This is a genomic window from Sediminicola luteus (genome assembly GCF_002514735.1).
Lineage (GTDB): Bacteria > Bacteroidota > Bacteroidia > Flavobacteriales > Flavobacteriaceae > HQA918.
Map to the genome: position 1 here is coordinate 427,875 of NZ_KZ300477.1, position 18,861 is coordinate 446,735.

General features: G+C 42.5%; 14 protein-coding genes. 2 read left to right on the forward strand and 12 right to left on the reverse strand.

Annotated features, from left to right (window positions below):
• Positions 1-14: 14 nt before the first annotated feature.
• The 7 genes from B7P33_RS06480 to B7P33_RS06510 form a co-directional block, all read right to left on the reverse strand.
• On the reverse strand, positions 15-236 hold the full coding sequence (locus tag B7P33_RS06480; RefSeq protein ID WP_097441153.1) for a hypothetical protein: 222 nt from the start codon (positions 234-236) through the stop codon (positions 15-17).
• A gap of 124 nt (positions 237-360) precedes the next feature.
• Positions 361-849, reverse strand: coding sequence for an SRPBCC family protein (locus B7P33_RS06485; RefSeq protein WP_097441154.1), 489 nt, complete (start codon positions 847-849; stop codon positions 361-363).
• Positions 834-1,514: a lycopene cyclase domain-containing protein gene (locus B7P33_RS06490; RefSeq protein WP_097441155.1), complete on the reverse strand. Its 681-nt coding sequence runs from the start codon at positions 1,512-1,514 to the stop codon at positions 834-836. Before B7P33_RS06490 ends, B7P33_RS06485 begins: the two co-directional genes overlap by 16 nt.
• Complete coding sequence (locus B7P33_RS06495) at positions 1,511-1,972, reverse strand: sterol desaturase family protein (protein WP_097441156.1); 462 nt, start codon at positions 1,970-1,972, stop codon at positions 1,511-1,513. Before B7P33_RS06495 ends, B7P33_RS06490 begins: the two co-directional genes overlap by 4 nt.
• 10 nt (positions 1,973-1,982) lie before the next feature.
• Positions 1,983-2,822, reverse strand: a complete 840-nt coding sequence (locus B7P33_RS06500; protein ID WP_097441157.1) for a phytoene/squalene synthase family protein — start codon at positions 2,820-2,822, stop codon at positions 1,983-1,985.
• Complete coding sequence (locus tag B7P33_RS06505; protein WP_097441158.1) at positions 2,819-4,282, reverse strand: phytoene desaturase family protein; 1,464 nt, start codon at positions 4,280-4,282, stop codon at positions 2,819-2,821. Before B7P33_RS06505 ends, B7P33_RS06500 begins: the two co-directional genes overlap by 4 nt.
• A 72-nt stretch (positions 4,283-4,354) precedes the next feature.
• Positions 4,355-5,245 carry a MerR family transcriptional regulator gene (locus B7P33_RS06510; protein ID WP_097441159.1) on the reverse strand — a complete coding sequence of 297 codons (891 nt, stop codon included), beginning with the start codon at positions 5,243-5,245 and terminating at the stop codon, positions 4,355-4,357.
• Between the two features lie 92 nt (positions 5,246-5,337).
• Here B7P33_RS06510 and B7P33_RS06515 point away from each other — a divergent pair, with 92 nt between their 5' ends.
• On the forward strand, positions 5,338-6,048 hold the full coding sequence (locus tag B7P33_RS06515) for an SDR family oxidoreductase (RefSeq protein ID WP_097441160.1): 711 nt from the start codon (positions 5,338-5,340) through the stop codon (positions 6,046-6,048).
• Between the two features lie 23 nt (positions 6,049-6,071).
• Here the strand turns inward: B7P33_RS06515 and B7P33_RS06520 are convergent, their stop codons facing one another.
• The 4 genes from B7P33_RS06520 to B7P33_RS06535 all read right to left on the reverse strand — a co-directional run bounded on the left by B7P33_RS06520 (position 6,072) and on the right by B7P33_RS06535 (position 14,730).
• Complete coding sequence (locus B7P33_RS06520) at positions 6,072-8,801, reverse strand: PD-(D/E)XK nuclease family protein (protein WP_097441161.1); 2,730 nt, start codon at positions 8,799-8,801, stop codon at positions 6,072-6,074.
• Positions 8,802-8,907: 106 nt separating this feature from the next.
• A complete protein-coding gene (locus B7P33_RS06525) occupies positions 8,908-10,284 on the reverse strand; it encodes an OmpA family protein (RefSeq protein WP_097441252.1) in 1,377 nt (458 codons plus the stop codon).
• A gap of 113 nt (positions 10,285-10,397) precedes the next feature.
• Complete coding sequence (kbl, locus tag B7P33_RS06530; protein WP_097441162.1) at positions 10,398-11,591, reverse strand: glycine C-acetyltransferase; 1,194 nt, start codon at positions 11,589-11,591, stop codon at positions 10,398-10,400.
• A gap of 13 nt (positions 11,592-11,604) precedes the next feature.
• Positions 11,605-14,730, reverse strand: coding sequence for a UvrD-helicase domain-containing protein (locus tag B7P33_RS06535; RefSeq protein WP_097441163.1), 3,126 nt, complete (start codon positions 14,728-14,730; stop codon positions 11,605-11,607).
• A gap of 95 nt (positions 14,731-14,825) precedes the next feature.
• Between B7P33_RS06535 and B7P33_RS06540 the strand changes: the two genes are divergently transcribed.
• Positions 14,826-15,434, forward strand: a complete 609-nt coding sequence (locus B7P33_RS06540) for a superoxide dismutase (protein WP_097441164.1) — start codon at positions 14,826-14,828, stop codon at positions 15,432-15,434.
• 1,528 nt (positions 15,435-16,962) lie between these two features.
• Here the strand turns inward: B7P33_RS06540 and B7P33_RS06550 are convergent.
• Positions 16,963-18,861, reverse strand: coding sequence for an amidophosphoribosyltransferase (locus B7P33_RS06550; RefSeq protein ID WP_097441166.1), 1,899 nt, complete (start codon positions 18,859-18,861; stop codon positions 16,963-16,965).

Sequence of the window (18,861 nt, forward strand, 5' to 3'; positions counted from 1 at the left end):
AAAAGAAAACCGACTTAAACAGTCGGTTTTCCTTTTAAACGTTTTTCGATCTTACGTTTCTTTTCGGTGAGCCTTTTCATGGTTTCCATGAGTTCGGCATCCCTATTCTTTTTATAGATTTCATTAATTGCCAGAATAAGCCGTTTGGCCTCCCTGGATGCGACCACCCTATCGCTGGTCGACATATTACTCATTTTTGCCTGTTCGAACACAGCTGCTTCTTCGAGTATGCTCATAAATTTTTTATTTAATATAAATTAAGCAAATAATCTTTAATATAACAGAACATTTTTTATCAATTCATGTTATATGTTGATAACTTGTCCTTATAGTGGGTTAAAACGGCCCAAAATTAGCCTTTTAACTCAATATTTCATCAATAATTTTTCTCCTAAAGGAAAAAATGGCCCTTAATTTTTTCCGCACCAACAATTCGTGAACGGCATCACCCAAGATTCCTAAAGGCATCTTATAGGTTATTTTGTCGTGCATAAGGGTGGTTTCATTACCAAAATCTTCAAAAAAATGTTCGTGATGCCACATGGCATAGGGTCCAAATCGCTGTTCATCTATAAAAAAATGGGGTGCCTCCACTACGGTAAGTTCGGTAACCCAAGACACATGAATACCCGGAAACACTTGTATCTTATAGGTAATTATTTGTCCGGCATAGGCCATTCGATCTATGGAAGAGGTAATTTTAAAACCCATTTCCGGCGGCGTTATACGTGAAAGGTTATTTGGGTCTTTGAAGAAATCCCAAGCTTTTTCCATGGATAAAGGAATCGTTTGTTGGGCTTTTAAAGTATACACTCCCGAATGTTTGGTAATACTCACTCCTTCTTCCATCGTTCTATCAGCAATAGGTTAAAAAACAACATACTAAAGGCATAGGCCATATCCTCTACCGGAATGGTACCTAAACGGATACCCATATTCTCGCTATCGTTATACCAAACCACGGGTTCGGGAAGTCCGGTACCCGTTAGCACCCCATTAACCAAGAAAAAAGGAATCAATATAATGGGAAAAGCGATAAAAAAACGACGTAATACCGATTGGCCATATAGTAAACCTAAAACAGCGGCCACGGCCAAAAACAAAAAGTCGACCAGGGTATACCAGCGGTCATAAAAGAATAAAAGTAAAACGGCAGATAGCAGTATCATGGCTATAAGAATTCCTCTTACCACCGCTAATGAAAGTAACCATTGGGGCCTAAAATACTCAAGGCTATAATGGATAAAAAGACTCGCATAGGGGATACAGAAAAAAAATAGCCATTCCTCTATGGGCATACCCCAAATCTTGGGACCCAAAAAATAGGCCGGATTAAAGCCCCATATCCCATGGGCGGTAAACAGCCCGTCCCATACCAGAAATAGTAGGGCCACCAGCGCGGTTGCCACCAAAATCACTTTCCAATGTTTAATAAAACGCATCTTCGGATTAAAGGAATACCATAGGGGTATGCTCAAAGAGCCCAGATTAAGTGCCAAATACAGCCAATTCATTTCAAACGGGCTTCCTTAAAATACTTGGAGGGCACCCACAACATTCCGAAACATTCGCCATGGGCCTTACCCAAATGTTTATGATGAATCTTATGTGCTTTACGCAAGCCCCTTAAATACCAGCTTTTGGTGCGTTTGAACCAATTGAACCGTTGATGGATCAAAACATCATGTACCAAAAAATAGGCTATCCCATAGCAAAGTATACCGAGCCCAATAAAAAACCTGAAATTCAATTCCGGGGCCACCCCATAGTAAAAGAGTAGGATACTCGGTATGGCAAAAATGACGAAAAAAGCATCGTTTTTTTCAAATATACCCTGATACTTAGGCTGGTGATGGTCTTCGTGCAAGTACCACAGAAAGCCGTGCATAACAAATTTATGCGTACACCAGGTAACGCCCTCCATCAAGAGAAAGGTAATAACGGTTATTGATAAAAACAATAAAATATCCATCCCCTTAAAGTTATAAAATATTCAGTTTATATCGAACGAAAGAACGGGCCAAGAGGTTTACCTTCATCACATCGGACACCCGAATACGGGTATCGAGTATTTTGTGGGAAGGCGTTGCTTCCAATTTTTTCAATAATTTTAAATAATACCTATAGGCGGTGTACACCCCAAAACGCGCCTCGAGGGGTAGTTGCACGATGCCCTTGTAGGCCAAGGCAAAATCTTCTTTAATCTCAGCCACGATAAGGGCCTTGTCAGAAACACTTAAATTGCCCATATCGACATTGGGAAAATAAGAGCGGTTCAATACTTGATAATCATCTTTAAGATCCCGCAAGAAATTAACCTTCTGAAAGGCACTGCCCAAGCGCATGGCGGCACTTTTAAGGTTTTCATACTTTACCCGATCCCCGTTAACAAAGACCTTTAGACACATGAGGCCTACTACATCGGCCGAACCATAAATATAGGCATCTATCTCGTCTTGGGTATTGTAATCGGATTTGTGTAGATCGGAACGCATACTGGCCAAAAATGCCTTGACCAAACTATCGTCTATATCGTATTTACGTACGGTGGCCTGAAAAGCATTCAAAACCGGGTTCATACTTATGCCCCTTTCCATCGCCTTGTAATAGGCAAATTCAAACTCGTCCAATAATTGGCCTTTATCGTAATCATGAAAGGTATCGACGATTTCATCGGCAAAGCGAACAAAGCCATAAATATCATAAATCGATTGCCTTATCGACGGGGCCAGCATTTTAACCGCCATAGAAAAAGAGGTACTGTACTTTTTGGTAACCGAACGGCTACACTCATGGCTTACTTGATCAAAAAGAATTTTCATGCTGATGATTTTTGAATGAGTTCTGAAGCTATTTTTCCGGATATCAACGAAGGGGGCACCCCAGGTCCGGGAACGGTCAATTGGCCTGTAAAAAACAAATTGGAAACTTTTCCGCTCTGTATTTTTGGCCTTAAAAATGCGGTCTGGGTAAGTATATTGGCCAAGCCATAGGCATTGCCTTTATAGGAATTGTATTCCGACTTAAAGTCGTTGACACAAAACGATTTTTTAAATATGATATGGTCCCTGGCCTTAAAATCGGTCAAATCTTCGAAACGATCCATTATTTTATGGAAATACCTTTCCCGTAGCTTTGGGGTATCCTCCAAATCGGGTGCCAAGGGAATTAAAAAAGTGGCGGCTTCGCATCCTTCAGGGGCAAAGGCCGTGTCTGTTTTTGAAGGGAAACTTCCATAGAACAAAGGCTGCTCTGGCCATGCCGGGTTATCGTAAATGGCCTGGGCATGTATGTCGAAATCGGTGTCGAAAAACAAGGTATGGTGTTCCACGTTGGGCAACTTTGTATCAAATCCTATATAAAACAGTAGGGATGAGGGTGCCAAAACCCGCTTATCCCAATACTTTTCACTGTATTGCCTATACTCTGGAGGTAATAATTTTTCGGTATGGTGGTAATCTGCCCCACTTAGTACGATATCGGCATCAAAAAACTCCCCTTGAGCGACAAGTCCGGTAGTTATACCATTTTCGATTCGTATTTCGTCTATGGCAATACCGGTCTTAAAGTTTACGCCCAATTCTACGGCCAAAGCGGTCATGGCACTTATCACTTCAGACATCCCCCCTTTGGGGTGCCAAGTACCCAAACCAAAGTCGGCCCAGTTCATAAAGTTATAAAATCCGGGGGTATTGTCTGGCTTGGCCCCAAGGAAAAGTATCGGGAACTCAAGCAATTGCACCAATTTTTTGTTTTTAATACGCTTGCGTACTTGGGTACGAATGGTCCCAAAAAACTGGTTTACCCGTGTTATGGTTTGGCCATTAACCAATTCCAATGGCGATTTACCTGGTAGGTAGACCATTTTTTCTACCGCAATGCCATAATTTTTCCGCGCCATTTTGAGAAAACGTTCTAAATGGGCGGCACTACCGGGCTCTTCTTTTTCAAACAAGGCAAGAATCTGATCAAGATAGCCACTAATGGTTAAATCTTCATCTTTTCCAAAATATACCTTATAAGCAGGATCTAATCTTTCCAAAACATAATAGTCGGAAGGTTTTCTATCGAAGTCGGCAAAGAATTTTTCGAAAACATCGGGCATCCAATACCATGTTGGCCCCATATCAAACATAAAACCATCTTTACGAAACACACTGGCGCGCCCACCAATACTGGTATTTTTTTCAAATACGGTAACCTCAAAACCTGCTTTTGCCAGATAGGCAGAAGCCGCTAGGGATGAAAATCCGGAACCAATTAAAGCTACTTTTTTCTTCATTTGTCTAACAAATATAATATTTTGTTGGACATTTAAATAAAAAAAAAGGAAATAGCAGGAAGTATAGGGGGCTTAGGCCGTTTTCAAAGCACCCAAAACATCATTCATTCCAAAGAAAAATCTCATATTGGAACTCGGCGGGGTTATATGCTGTAATTTTTTACCAATGGCCCAATACCCATTGTTTTTGGGGCTGATCATTTCCGCTATTTTCAAAAGGTAAGCTTCCATTTCATCACTTTCCGGGCTCACTACAAAATAGCTTACAAAGGTGATGTCCTCGAATTGTTCTTTGATAAAATTCAGGTTGTTCAGGGGTACGTTAGCACCGAGGTATACTGTTCTATATCCTAATTTTAAGAGCTGGTAATTGATATAGAGTAGGCCCAATTCGTGTAGTTCACCTTCGGGTAAATACAAGGCGAATGTTTTTGGGGCATTTTCATTTCTAGGTAAACGTTCTATTTCTACCTGAAGTTTTCTTTGGATGAGTGCCGATATAAAATGTTCGTGGGCCGGGGTAATGGAATCGGTTTGCCACAATCGTCCGATAAACGACAACAGGGGCATAAAACAATCTTCGAACAGGCTCTCAAAATCCATTTTACGGGCCAAACGCGCATAGGCAGTATCGAACAAAGCTTGGTCGAAAGCATACATGGCCATTTTAAAATCGCTAAGTACCAAGGTTCTCGTGTTCTCATCCAAAGCCAGTTCTGACACCATTTGTTTAATGGCGCTATCTGACATAGCCGCGATTTTCGATATTTTGACCCCGTGGGTATATAAGGTAGTTACATTTAGAAGCTTTTTAAGATCGTCTAAACAATACAACCGAACATTTCGCGATTTACGCTTGGGCTCGAAAAGATCATAACGTTTTTCCCAGACCCGTAAGGTATGGGCCTTAATTCCTGAAATATTCTCAAAATCTCCTATCGTAAACTCTTGTTTTATCAGCATTTGTTAATCTATTTCAGTATTTTAATAAACAAAAATACGAAAACTGTAAGAAAGCCGGATTTTTGTAGGTTTATGGTTAGAAATAGGGAATTATGGAAATACAGGATAAAGTAGCCTACATCACCGGAGGCTCTAAAGGAATAGGGCTTGGCGTGGCCCAAGTGTTATTGGACGCCGGTATGTGTGTGGCCATAAGTGGTCGTGATCTTAAAAGCCTTCAAGAGGCCGAGAAAACACTCGGGAATCCGGAACGGGTGTTCTCAGTGGTCTCTGATGTGACCGAACCTACGGCCGAAATCAGGGCCGTATCTATGGTCTTAGATCGGTTTGGCCAAATAGATCTGGTTTTGGCCAATGCCGGGGTGGGACACTTTGCCCCCATAGACGAACTAAAATTAGAGTCTTGGAAACAGATGATAGACACCAATCTCAGTGGGGCCTTTTATACCTTAAAAGCCACGGTTGAAGCTTTAAAAAGAAGCAAAGGCTATTATATGACCTTGGCCAGCTTGGCCGGCACCAATTTTTTCGCACAAGGGGCCGGTTACAATGCCTCTAAGTTCGGGGTAGTTGGTTTTACCCAGGCCGCCATGTTAGATCTAAGACCCTATGATATTAAAGTAACTACGATTATGCCTGGGTCGGTAGCCACCTACTTTAATAACAATATACCCGATGAATCGGATGCCTGGAAGATACAGCCAGAAGATATAGGCCAATTGGTTTTAGATTTAATGCGAATGCACCCCCGTACATTACCCTCTAAAGTAGAAGTTCGTCCTAGCCGACCCGATAAAAAATAAACGGTTAACATTATGAATTTAAGTTAGTTTACCTCCTTTTCAATAAAAGGGGTGTTGGCATCGCATATTTCAAAAATTAACCTGAACAATTCCTTTTCGTAAGTACCAATGATATTGTCAGAAAGCAGGGAATCTTTGGTTTTTGCACGAGGAGCATCTTTCTTAGCAAAAGGCATAAGGCCCGAGGCTTGGTTTTTAAAGGAATAAATAAAGGCTTGTATTGGTCCTTCGACTGCCATGGCCTTGGCCTTGGCCATATAACCGTAACAAAGCAATTGAAACGCTTTGCTGTATTTATAATCTGTGGTCAAGGTTTCCCAATCAACGATCTCTAGTTCGTTCGGGTTTACCTTCCCGGTTTTATAATCAATGATACGCGTAATACCCAAACGGGAATCTATACGATCTAGTTTTCCACGCAGGCGAACCGGAAAATCGAGACCGGGGATGTCTAATCGTACTTCCATAGGTTTTTCCAAGCCCACTAAAAAGGTGGGGGCCTGCTCCAATTCGCGCATGTCGTGTTTGATAAACGCCTTTACATAATCGGTCATAATAAACAAGGCGATACGGTTTTTACCTTGAATAGCCCCTGTGCCATGGGTCTTCTTAAATTGCGCTTTTACCAAATCGGCCACTTTATCCAAAAGCGATTCGAGTTCGGACTTTTGTAATTCTTGGCCAATAAAAGGGGTGTACAATACCTCTAAACTATCGTGTACAATGGTACCAAAAGTATTGGCCGCCAAGGTTTCGTCGATAGCCTCACGATCCCGAATCCCCAAGATAGTCCGTTTGTAAAAATCTTTTGGGTTCCGGATATAATTCCCTAAGGAAGAAGGCGAAAAACCACGCTCGGCTACTTCCTTTAACCGTTTAAGAAGTGTTTCGTCTTTGGCCATTTGCCAAGGCTCAGGAACTTTAAGGTCGCCCAAGCCTGGGGCGGCAGTACTATGCGTTACCCTATGATGCGGTATAGGATATGCCAACAATTGTGAAATCCATCTGCTAGGTTCCCCTCCCAACAAGGGATCGGGTTCGGTATTATAGAGTAATACGATTTTCTTTGCCCGTAACAATAAACGGTAAAAGTGATAGGTATAAACTGCATCCTTTTCTTTATAGGTTGGCAGTGCAAAGGCCCTTTTTAAATCGAAAGGGATAAAGGAGTTATTCGATTTCCCTGAGGGTAGGGTACCTTCATTTAAATGGGTAATGATTACGGTCTCAAAATCGAGGTTTCTACTTTCTAGCATACCCATTATCTGCAGGTTCCCAAAAGCATCTCCATAGAAATCCATGCTCTCTTTAGATACTTCCTCCAGAAAAAGTGCGCGTAAACTTCGTAAATCGCGTATAAACGGATAGTCATTCAGGTTTTGTTCCAAAGCCTCGAGTAGTAGCTTAAATCGGCCTGTATAGGCAAATGCCAAAGAACCCGATTCCAAGGTATCTGACAACCTTTGTATACACGCAACACAAAGCCCAATAAAGGCAACTGGAGACGGTGTTTCCCTTAACCAGATATTGGGCGACCAGGCTCTACTGGTAATATCATTTATCTCGACAAAAGCGGTATTGCCTTTTTTTAGTTCTTCCAAAAATTCGGAAGCACCGGGCCAAATCAAATGGGCATAAGCATGTGATAAAAGGGAGGTGATACTTTTATGGTACCAACTGCCATTGTCGTTTCTTTCAATATAGAAATCGAACAAGGCCAAAAACAAATCTGTCAAAGGAAACTGTTCCAATGCATAGCCCATAGTTATATTAAACGGCACATTTTCGGGTAAACTCTGTAAAATGGCCGGTAACTGGTTTTCTTTAGCCAATACTAAGGCTGTATGCCCTAAACTAGGGTTCCCTTCCGCCAAATCAGCCACCAATTGGCCAATATATTTAGCCTGACTCAACTGTTTTGGCAGACCGATTACGTCAATATCCTTTTCCGAACCGAACAAACGACTTAGACCCCTGGGACGATGTTGTTTAAAATAAGACCACTGCTTAAAATGCTGCCGCATAAAAAAGCCTGCATCATGCACTTCGTCCTCCACAAAAGAGACATCGTTATCCCAGAAAATGGTGCCCCTACCCTGTTCCAAAATGGATTGCACTATTTCCGATTCTGCAGTATTAAAAGCGTTAAAGCCCAATAACCAAAACCTATACGGTTCTTGGGCCATGTACTCGTTTAAATGGGCATGCGCCAGGCGATACATTTGTCCTTGATGTGACTTAAGATTACCTTCCAAGGACTGGCTAAAATGTGAATATATGGCGAATAGGCTATCCCAAAACTTTAAGTAACCTTTTATCATAGGGGTCTTACCCCCGTCTAGGCTCCAATGATCCAATTCTTGTATGGAGGCCAAATGGGTATATAATTCTTTGGCATTAACCAAATGCCTATCTATTTCTAAAAAGTCTTGTAATAATGTCGGTGCCCAATGCGAATAGGCAAGAAAATCGTCGGCGTCTTCACCTAAAACAGCCGTATAACTAACATACAACTGGCATAAAAGCTCCATTTGACTTGACGCTTGGAGCCCCGATAACTCTTGAACGAACTCTTCGACACTTTTTATTTGGGGCACAAAACCGGTGCCTTGCCATTTTTGACGCAACAACTTACGAAGAAAGGTACCCGCCCGTCTACTGGGTAAAATAAAAACATCTTGATGATCCAAGTTGTTTTCTTGTAAAATACTATCGAGACATTCGGCAATAAAGCTATCCATTATCAAACCCATCTAGGTAGTTCTAAAGTACTACCAATTGCCATGATGCCCAAATATGTATTACACAAAAAAAGCCCCTGCAAACGCAGGGGCCTTATTAGTATGGTGTGGGTATTACTTAGTTTTTCACCAAGTTGATCTCTACCCTCCTGTTTTGCTTTCTACCAGCACGGGTGTTGTTAGTAGCGATAGGCTTATCTTCACCGTAACCTACGGCGTTCAAGCGGCTACCAGAGATTCCGTTAGAAGTAAGGAAATCAACTACAGACTGGGCACGGGTCTCAGAAAGTTTCTGGTTCAATTTAGCGCTACCTACGCTATCAGTGTGACCTTCTACGGTAAACTTAGCGTTAGTGTACTCGTTCAAGATTCCAACGATGTTAGTCAACACTTCCTCAGACTGGGCCTTGATAGAAGACTTACCAGTATCGAACAAGATAGTTTTGGCGTAATCGTTAAGGGTCTTTTGAACAGCAGCAGTCAACTCAGGACAACCGTTGTTAGCTACGGTACCAACTTTGTCTGGACACTGATCGTCTTTGTCTGGCACACCGTCACCATCTCTGTCTGGCCAAGGACAACCGTCGTTAGCAGCAGGACCTTTTTCGTCTTTACACTTGTCTACGTTATCGGCAACACCGTCACCGTCAGAATCAGGACAACCGTTCATAGCGGCAGTACCAGCTTCGTTTGGACAAGCATCATCTTTATCGGCGATACCGTCACCATCGGTATCAGGACAACCGTTCATTTCTTTAGAACCGGCAGTGTTAGGACAAGCATCTTTGGCATCTTCGATACCATCGCCGTCAGCATCAGGACAACCGTTGAAGGCCTCTAAACCGGCAACTTCTGGACAAGCATCGTTTTTGTCGTATACACCGTCACCGTCGGTATCTTTTCCACCAAATTTGATAGAAAGACCGGCCAAGTGCTGGAAGTGCTTAAGACCGTAGTCTTCGAAAGCGTGCTTATAACCAGTTTGTACTGTAAGACCAATGTTCTCAGTGAACCAGTAGTTGAAACCAACACCACCATTGATGGTACCGGCACCTATGTCGTCAACCCAAGTGTAACCACCACCGATTTCGGCAAATGGATCGAATTTTTTTCCTTGGGTAAAGCTGTACTTAATGGTACCGTCTAAACCGTAATAAGACAAATCGTCTACGGCGGTATCACCTAAGTTCTCAATTCGGTTCAAAGACCCTCTTGCTCCAACAGAGAAACCATCACCAACGTAACGGCTAACAGAAATATAGGAGATAGAAGGAAGTATATTCCAGTGATCGCTCACGTTAAAGTATTCGCTGAAGATAGATCCAGTTTCAAAAGCAGGTAGGTGTGACGGGGTATCATCCGCGTTGGTTGGGTAAGCGTCGACGGCATTAACACCAAAGCCAATCTGCCAAGGGTTGTTTTCGTCTTGCGCTTGTAAGCTGGTAAAACCTACAAAAAGTAGGGCAACAGCCATTAATTTGCTAAGATGTTTCATATTGAAATATTTAAGTTTTAGTGTTTGTAGCAGCAAATGTAAGTTGTTAAAATTTATTAACAAAATCAATCGGAATTTTTTTTGAGGCCCCAAAAGCTGCATTACATCCCTATTTATATGACTTTTAACGACTTTCCGACCTTGGTAAATGCGGCTATGGCCCGATCGAGCTGATCTTGGGTGTGGGCTGCCGACAATTGTACCCGGATACGGGCTTTTTCCTTGGGCACTACCGGGTAAAAGAACCCGATTACGTAAATCCCTTCCTCCAGCAGCTGATCGGCCATCTGTTGGGAAAGCTTGGCATCGTATAACATAACCGGGACAATGGCAGAATCGCCGTCTACGATATCGAACCCAGCTTGTTTCATTCCCTTCTTAAAATAATCGGTATTACTTTCCAAGGTATCGCGCAGGCTCGTATCGTGCGCCAACATATCGAATACCTTAATCGAGGCACCCACAATGGCAGGGGCCAACGAGTTGGAGAACAAATAAGGTCTAGAACGTTGCCTTAAGATTTCGATAATCTCTTTTTTACCCGTGGTATACCCGCCCATGGCACCTCCGAGGGCCTTACCAAAGGTTCCGGTTACTATATCTACCCGGCCCATAACACCTTTTTCTTCTAAAGTACCCCTACCGGTAGGCCCTATAAATCCGGCGGCATGGCATTCGTCTACCATAACCAAGGCGTCATATTTGTCAGCCAAATCACAAATGGCATCCAATGGGGCCACAAGACCATCCATAGAGAAAACCCCATCGGTTACGATAATCTTAAAACGACTACCGTCGGCATTGGCCTGTTGTAATTGTTCTTCAAGCGCGGCCATATCATTATTGGCATACCGATAGCGTTTGGCTTTGCAAAGGCGTACCCCGTCTATGATAGAGGCATGATTGAGCGAATCGGAGATAATGGCGTCTTCAGCGGTAAGCAAGGGTTCGAAAACCCCACCGTTGGCATCAAATGCCGCCGCATATAATATGGTATCTTCCGTACCATAAAACTGGGCCACTTTGGCCTCTAATTCCTTATGGATATCTTGGGTACCACAAATAAACCGTACGGACGACATACCGAAACCGTGGGTATCCATGGTATCTTTGGCCGCCTGAATAACCTCGGGATGGTTGGAGAGTCCGAGATAATTATTGGCACAGAAATTAATTACCTTTTCGCCACTAGCCAAGGTAATTTCGGCCGCTTGTGCCCCCGCGATTATCCGTTCCTTTTTAAAGAGGCCCGCCTCTTTTATATTTTCTAGTTCAGCGGACAAGTGTCCCTTTATATTTCCGTACATATATATGGTAGTTTTAAACGAAATCTAATGTAACCCCGCCATCGATAAGATAGACCAAGATCTGCTTCTCTACGGTATACCCCATTTTATTAAGGGCATTACCGTAACTCTGGATCTGTGATTTATGCGCGGATTCGGGTTTACCGGTCTTATAATCGATAACCACAGCCGAATTACCACTCAAGTTCACACGATCTGGACGCAAAATTACATCGTTTTCGTCAAAAATTTCCCTTTCGTTCAAAACCTGCTGTCCGGGTATAAAATAATCCATTAAATCGGGATGTTGTAGCAGCGCATTTACCCAGTCCCTTAAATAGGTTATTTCAGAAAGGCTCAAGTTTTCTTTTTCCCTAATTAAGGCTAAGGCCGCTTCGACATCGGTACTCCAACGGATATGGGCCATAAGGTTATGTAGTAGGTTACCCTTATCAATAGCCTGTTTACGATCGTTTGGCAACCTTTGTTCTTCAAGACCTGCAAAACGCATATTGGGTATAAGGAAAGTATTGGTCCTATAAGCAACATCTTTTAAGGTAGGTGATAATGAAGTGTCTTTTTGCTGAACAGGCAAACTACCAAAGTCATAGGTCAATACATTGGGCTGCCACCTTTGATCCTGTTCTAAAAAATGAACGAACAAATCTGGATAGGCTTGTGGTTCGCTTTGCTTCTTGGCCGGTAAGGTACTATATATGTACAACCCTTTTTCTGCACGGGTCAGCGCCACATACAATAGGTTTATGGCGTCCAACTGCAATTGGTCTTTTTGCTGTTCAAAGCAGCTTTGGGCCTGTTCGCTATACTGAACCATTTCTTTTTTCTTAGCCACCAAAACCCTATCGAATCCGGCATATTGATCAGGGTCTACGCCCAACCAAACCTTGGCATCGATTTCTGCATACAATCTTTCATTGGCAAAAGGGAACAAGACCACAGGAAATTCGAGGCCTTTTGATTTATGCACCGTCATGATTCGAACGGCATCCGATTCTGGCGCCGCAATAGCCAAACTATCTTTTTTGCTTTCCCAGTGATTTAAAAATGAAAACAGATCGGCCCGGTTCTTTTCTTGAAGGGAGAGCAACTCATCCAACAGATAAAAAACATGGGCATCGGTTTTTTGATCGATACCAAAACAGCGAATGGCATACTCCAGACCTTCATATAGCGAAAGACTATTAAAAACCGCCACCTCAAACCCATAAGTGTCTTTTAAAAACCCAGGCACCTGGGCCAAGTTTTCAGTGATACCCTTATGCTTTTGGCTTTTACCCATCCCCAGGGAATCGATCAATTCAAAGCCGAGGGCCATATCTTCCTGTGCATGGATCCAACCCAACAGATTGATCAACAAATTAACCTGAAGGCTACCCGCCAGTAATAAAGTCTCTGAAGAGATCAGTGGGATATTTTCGGTCATGAGGTAATCGGCCAAGAATACCCCATCTTTTTTCTTTCTAGTGAGTATACATATATCGGCATAGGAAAAGCCTTTTTCATTCACCAATTCCCGAATATCTTCCAACACTTTTAGGGCATAGACCTCAGCAACTTCAGTCGGGCCTGTTTTCTCTACAAAGGCAAGCCGGGCCAACCCATCGGGTTTACCGTTTACTTGTTGTTTGCTTCCTTTTTCATACAAATCGCTATAGGCGGCATTTTGGAAAAGCGGAGCCATACATGTAAAAAAGGCATTGTTAAAACGAACGATGCCATCGTGGCTACGGTAATTCTTAGGTAAATTTTCGGTTTGGGCCCCTATGGTAAATGGGGTTTGTACTTCGTTTACCAGATCTAGAAACTGTTCGGCCTTACCTCCCCGCCATCGATAAATAGACTGTTTGGCATCGCCAACAAGGAACAAGCTTCCCTCCGAACCATCGAAGCCTCCTTCCAAGGCACTAGCGATCAAGGGCACCAAATTCTGCCACTGCAGTTGCGAGGTGTCTTGAAACTCATCTATAAAATAATGCGCGTAACGTTCGCCCAAACGTTCATAAATAAAGGGGGCAGGCTGATCTTTTATCTGTTCTTGGATCAGGGCATTGAATTTACCTATAGGTAAAATCCCTTTTTCATCTTGGATCTCCTGCATACAGGCCGCCAATTGCCCGAGTACGGAAACGGGCACCAATTGTCTTAAGATATTTGTCCTAAAATCGATTTGATAGAACGCCTTTTTAATGGAGTTGAATCCTGAGTTCAATTCGGTTCTTATGGCTTCAATAGCCGCTTCCGATCCTTTTTTATGCAATGTGGCCTGGGCAATATCTTCTTGCCATTTGGCCGAAAAACTTAAAGATGTCGGCGCTTCTATCGCCTTAAGCAAAAACTTGGTATAACTCCCCCGATTAAAATCACAATGATCTAGCCCCTGCTCCCTGATCAATTGCCATAATGCTTGGGCCTTTTGCTGTACTTCGGCCGTCAGGGCGCTATTTTGCTTGCGAAGTTCTTGGGCCAACTTCTTGTAGTCAGACAGGTTTTTATTCGCCAATGTTTCTATATGACGGGCCTGGTTTTCATTGAATAACAATTTACCCATGGCCACTAGATCGAGGGCTATATCCCAATGTTTATCGTCGGCAGCCTTTTCACGCGCGAAGGCCACGAGTACCTCGAGTAATTCCCCATCGTCTCCTGCCTTTGCGATTAGCCTATCGACGGTTTCTTGTAACAACAGATCTACATCTAAACTTACCTCAAAATTTTGTGGTAATTTCAGGTCTTTGGCAAAGGTTCTTATAACCCGATGCGTAAAACCATCGATGGTGCTTATATCGAAAAAAGCATAATTATGTAATATGTATTTTAAGATAATGGCCGACCTTTTTTGAAGGTCGCTAAGTTCGACACCTAAAATCTTGGAGATATCGACCAACATAGCTGGTATTTCCCCCGACGCTGTGGCCCTAGAGAACAGATTTAACTGTTCTAAAATACGTTGCTTCATTTCGGCTACCGCCTTATTGGTAAAAGTAATAGCCAAGATTTGTTTGAATTTCAAGGGGTTCTTGGTCGCCAAAAGCAACGTAAGATAAGATCTGGCTAGGGTATAGGTTTTACCCGATCCTGCAGAAGCGTCATAAATACGAAAACCATGGGGGTTGTTTTTCACCATATTCGCAAAATACATAATCCCATAGAAGTTCTTTATAAATGCCCGGGGGAATTATCGGCTGTAGTTCGTAACTTTGAAACTGTATCAACAAACTTATAAAACGAAATATTATGGCTTTTGATTTACCAAAATTACCGTATGCATATGACGCCTTGGAGCCGCATTTAGATGCCCGCACCATGGAAATACACCATACCAAACACCACAACGGTTATACTACCAAATTAAATGGCGCCATTTCCGGAACCGATATGGAGAATGCCTCTATAGAGGATATTTTAAGCGGAATGGATATGGCCAACGGTGCCGTTCGAAACAATGGAGGTGGGTATTACAACCACTGCTTGTTTTGGGAAGTAATGTCGCCAAACGGAGGAGGTGCCCCATCGGGCGAACTGGCAGATGCTATTAACGCCGCCTATGGTTCTTTCGATGGTTTTAAAGATGCTTTTTCACAAGCGGCCGCTACTCGTTTTGGTTCAGGATGGGCTTGGCTATGTGTTCATAAAGGCGGTAAGGTAGAAGTATGCTCTTCTGCCAATCAAGACAATCCCTTAATGCCTGGAATCGGATGTGGTGGTTTCCCAATCTTAGGATTGGATGTATGGGAACATGCCTATTATCTAAACTACCAAAACAGAAGACCCGACTATATCTCTGCTTTCTTTAATGTAATCAACTGGGATAAAGTTTCTGAACTATTCGCTGCCCATAAGTAATTGGACAGCCCCTTAAGTATAAAATAAGCCCTGCAGATTTGCAGGGTTTTTTTGTGGGCAAAAACTAACGATGGGTATAAAAATTGAAAAGGGTAGATTGCTCTACCCTTTTCGTCCCAAATCTTACCATAAACTTAACCTACTTATGCTATGGCAATACTAAATTACTGGTATCGTGGAAAATAACAAAGAAAAATGAAGAAAATTTAAATATTATTTTACCGTTCGTCGATAAAATAGGGTGGTGTAGTTTGTCGAAAAAGATCGTTAAAATGCTCGCTATCAAAACAAAAAGGCAAGGTTTCCCTTGCCTTTTCTTCCCCAAATCTTACCATAAACTTAACCTACTTATGCTATGGTATTCCAAATGTAAAACGATCATTTTGGCCAAAAAAAGCTCTTGGACGAATAACAGATATCCAAGTTGAAAGACAATCTAAACTGATTTTTGAGAGAAAAACGGAAACATTTTCTTAAGCCACATTGAGCATCAGGAGTATCAAAAAAGTAATAAAAACCAAACGAAGAATAAAGGAGGGACACTTAGGGTCTTTTAGCTTAAAAAGCAGTTTGCTTTCCTGTAGTACCAAAAAACAAAAGACAGGGTTGCCCCTGTCTTTCTTCCCCAAATCTTACCATAAACTTAACCTACTTATGCTATGGTGACCCAAATGTATGAGGATCTTAAAACACCCAAAAAGGGAATGGTCGAACTACATATATTTGGGTTAAAAGGCAAAAAAAGGGCCTATCTGTATAAAAACCAATGGTATTCCGCCTGTTGCATACCTTTCTGAAACTAAAGAATGGGACATTTCGTTACGGTATTGCTAGACCAAAATCCTCTTGTGGAAACCATCACATTTTAGGGTATTCAATTAAATGCGGTTAACATGGTCGATAATTGTAAAATCGAAATAGATTCGGTTCAGGATTTGCGAAGCAATGCAGTAAGGGAAATGGCGCAGCCATCCAAAACTTGATAGCTTCGAACTTAGAGAGCAAAGATTAAAGACCACAAAATAATAGCTACTTACATTTTTAGCCTTCGTAAACCAATCTCAATGCTATGCTAACATCTCTTTTAGTATAAACCTATGTTTTTATAACAAGGAAATCATTAAACGCTGAATATCAAAAAGTCTATTTTCTATATTCTAGAAGCGAAGCGTTCTAACATCTAACTTATGAGGATACGTATAAAAAATAAAAGACAGGGTTGCCCCTGTCTTTTCCCCAAATCTTACCATAAACTTAACCTACTTATGCTATGGTGACCCAAATGTATGTTGATCTTAAAGCTAGAAAAAAGGAAATGGACAAACGGTAGGCAAATCGGTTAAAAGGGATAAAGACGATAAAAAGGCGGGTTACCCCGCCTTTTTGCCCCAAATCTTACCATGAACTTAACCTACTTATGCTATGGTAGTAACAAGTTACGTTTGTTGTAGCCAAAATCGTCACACGTCCGATGAAACGTGGGTATCATCGACGATATGCACGATTTTTTAACGTTTATAGAGAAACGTTAGTAGGCCCTTTCGCTTTTACCTTCGTAAAAATTCATAAACGCCCTGTTAACCACCCGATTACCTCCCGGGGTCGGGTAATCTCCGGTAAAGTACCAGTCACCCAAGTTATCCGGGCATGCCGCATGTAAATTGGAAATACCCTGATATACGATGGATACCTCCGATTTTATATCTTTCGGGCTCAACAACTCCCCTATTTTCCCTGAAATCTCCTCCGGACTAAAGGGCTCGTAAAGTTCTTTTACGAAGTTCACCACATCTTCATCGCCCAAATCTACCTGGGCCTTACATTTTTCATATATGCTATCGATTACCGAAAGGGTACCGCGGTCTTCATGCAAGGCCAGCGCAGCCCTAAAAGCGATAAAGTCTTCCAATTTCGCCATATCAATCCCATAACAATCGGGATAACGTATCTGCGGGGCCGACGACACCACCACGATTTTTTTGGGCGACAACCGATCCAACATGCGCAGTATACTTTTCTTTAAGGTCGTACCACGTACGATACTATCGTCAATGATTACCAAATTATCGGTAGACCTAACAGAACCATAACTGATATCGTATACGTGGGCCACCAGATCGTCTCGGCTACTGTCTTGGGTTATAAAGGTACGTAGCTTGGCATCTTTAATGGCTACCTTTTCTATACGTGGTCGCAACTCTAAGATCTCGCGCAGTTTTTGTGGATCGATCTCATTCCCCATCTCCAAAATCTGACGCTCTTTACGCGCATTCAAATGCTTCTGGGCCGCACGTACCAATCCGAAGAAAGAAGTTTCGGCCGTATTCGGAATATAAGAGAATACCGTATTCTTAAAATCGTCATTGATCTCTTCCAACACTTGGGGCAACAGCAGTTTACCCAGGGCCTTACGTTCGGCATAAATCTCCTTATCGCTACCGCGGGAAAAATAGATGCGTTCAAAAGAACAGGCCAAACGTTCGCGAGGGGTCAATACCTCTTTTAAACTTACCTGGCCCGACTTTTTGATGATGATTGCATTCCCCGGATCCAATTCTTTTATCGCCTCGAAATCTACATTGAATACCGTTTGTATCACCGGCCGCTCAGAAGCCACAACCACCACCTCATCGTCTTGGTAATAATAGGCCGGGCGAATACCGGAAGGATCGCGTAATACAAACCCATCACCGTGACCTAATAGTCCGGCCATGGCATAACCCCCATCCCAGTTTTTGGCAGCTTTACGTAAAATTTTGGCTACGTTCAGGCGATCGGCGATTAGGGGTGAGGCTTCCTGCTTACTATAACCCTCGTTTTTTACCTGCTTATACAATTTAGCAACGGCATCATCTAAAAAGTGCCCTATCTTTTCCATCACCGTAATGGTATCGGCCTTTTCCTTGGGGTGCTGTCCTAATCGCACCAAATTGTCAAAAAGCTCATTAACATTGGTCATGTTAAAGTTTCCGGCTACGATCAGATTTCGGTGCATCCAATTGTTTTGGCGCAAAAACGGATGTACACTCTCTATACTGTTCTTACCAAAGGTACCGTAACGCACATGGCCCAACATCAGTTCGCCCAAATAGGGGATGTTGTTCTTTTGCCAAGCCACATCGTCATTCTTATCCGGATTTTGGGTCAGGGCCTCATTGATTCGCCCATTGATCTGCGAAAAAATATCTTGAATAGGCATCTGTTGGGCAGAACGTACCCGACTGATATAACGTTGGCCGGGCTCCACATCCATTTTAATACTAGCAAAACCGGCCCCATCTTGGCCACGGTTGTGCTGCTTCTCCATCATTAGGTACATTTTATTGACCCCGTAAAAGGCCGTACCGTACTTTTCCTTGTAATACTCCAAAGGTTTCAACAACCGGATCAAGGAAATCCCACACTCATGTTTTATGGCATCGCTCAT

What these genes read in the sequence shown, in the direction of transcription:
- B7P33_RS06480 (WP_097441153.1), bottom strand. Translation starts at nt 236, where the DNA reads ATGAGCATACTCGAAGAAGCAGCTGTGTTCGAACAGGCAAAAATGAGT.
- B7P33_RS06485 (WP_097441154.1), bottom strand. Translation starts at nt 849, where the DNA reads ATGGAAGAAGGAGTGAGTATTACCAAACATTCGGGAGTGTATACTTTA.
- B7P33_RS06490 (WP_097441155.1), bottom strand. Translation starts at nt 1,514, where the DNA reads ATGAATTGGCTGTATTTGGCACTTAATCTGGGCTCTTTGAGCATACCC.
- B7P33_RS06495 (WP_097441156.1), bottom strand. Translation starts at nt 1,972, where the DNA reads ATGGATATTTTATTGTTTTTATCAATAACCGTTATTACCTTTCTCTTG.
- B7P33_RS06500 (WP_097441157.1), bottom strand. Translation starts at nt 2,822, where the DNA reads ATGAAAATTCTTTTTGATCAAGTAAGCCATGAGTGTAGCCGTTCGGTT.
- B7P33_RS06505 (WP_097441158.1), bottom strand. Translation starts at nt 4,282, where the DNA reads ATGAAGAAAAAAGTAGCTTTAATTGGTTCCGGATTTTCATCCCTAGCG.
- B7P33_RS06510 (WP_097441159.1), bottom strand. Translation starts at nt 5,245, where the DNA reads ATGCTGATAAAACAAGAGTTTACGATAGGAGATTTTGAGAATATTTCA.
- B7P33_RS06515 (WP_097441160.1), top strand. Translation starts at nt 5,338, where the DNA reads ATGGAAATACAGGATAAAGTAGCCTACATCACCGGAGGCTCTAAAGGA.
- B7P33_RS06520 (WP_097441161.1), bottom strand. Translation starts at nt 8,801, where the DNA reads ATGGGTTTGATAATGGATAGCTTTATTGCCGAATGTCTCGATAGTATT.
- B7P33_RS06525 (WP_097441252.1), bottom strand. Translation starts at nt 10,284, where the DNA reads ATGAAACATCTTAGCAAATTAATGGCTGTTGCCCTACTTTTTGTAGGT.
- kbl (WP_097441162.1), bottom strand. Translation starts at nt 11,591, where the DNA reads ATGTACGGAAATATAAAGGGACACTTGTCCGCTGAACTAGAAAATATA.
- B7P33_RS06535 (WP_097441163.1), bottom strand. Translation starts at nt 14,730, where the DNA reads ATGTATTTTGCGAATATGGTGAAAAACAACCCCCATGGTTTTCGTATT.
- B7P33_RS06540 (WP_097441164.1), top strand. Translation starts at nt 14,826, where the DNA reads ATGGCTTTTGATTTACCAAAATTACCGTATGCATATGACGCCTTGGAG.
- B7P33_RS06550 (WP_097441166.1), bottom strand. Translation starts at nt 18,861, where the DNA reads ATGAGCGATGCCATAAAACATGAGTGTGGGATTTCCTTGATCCGGTTG.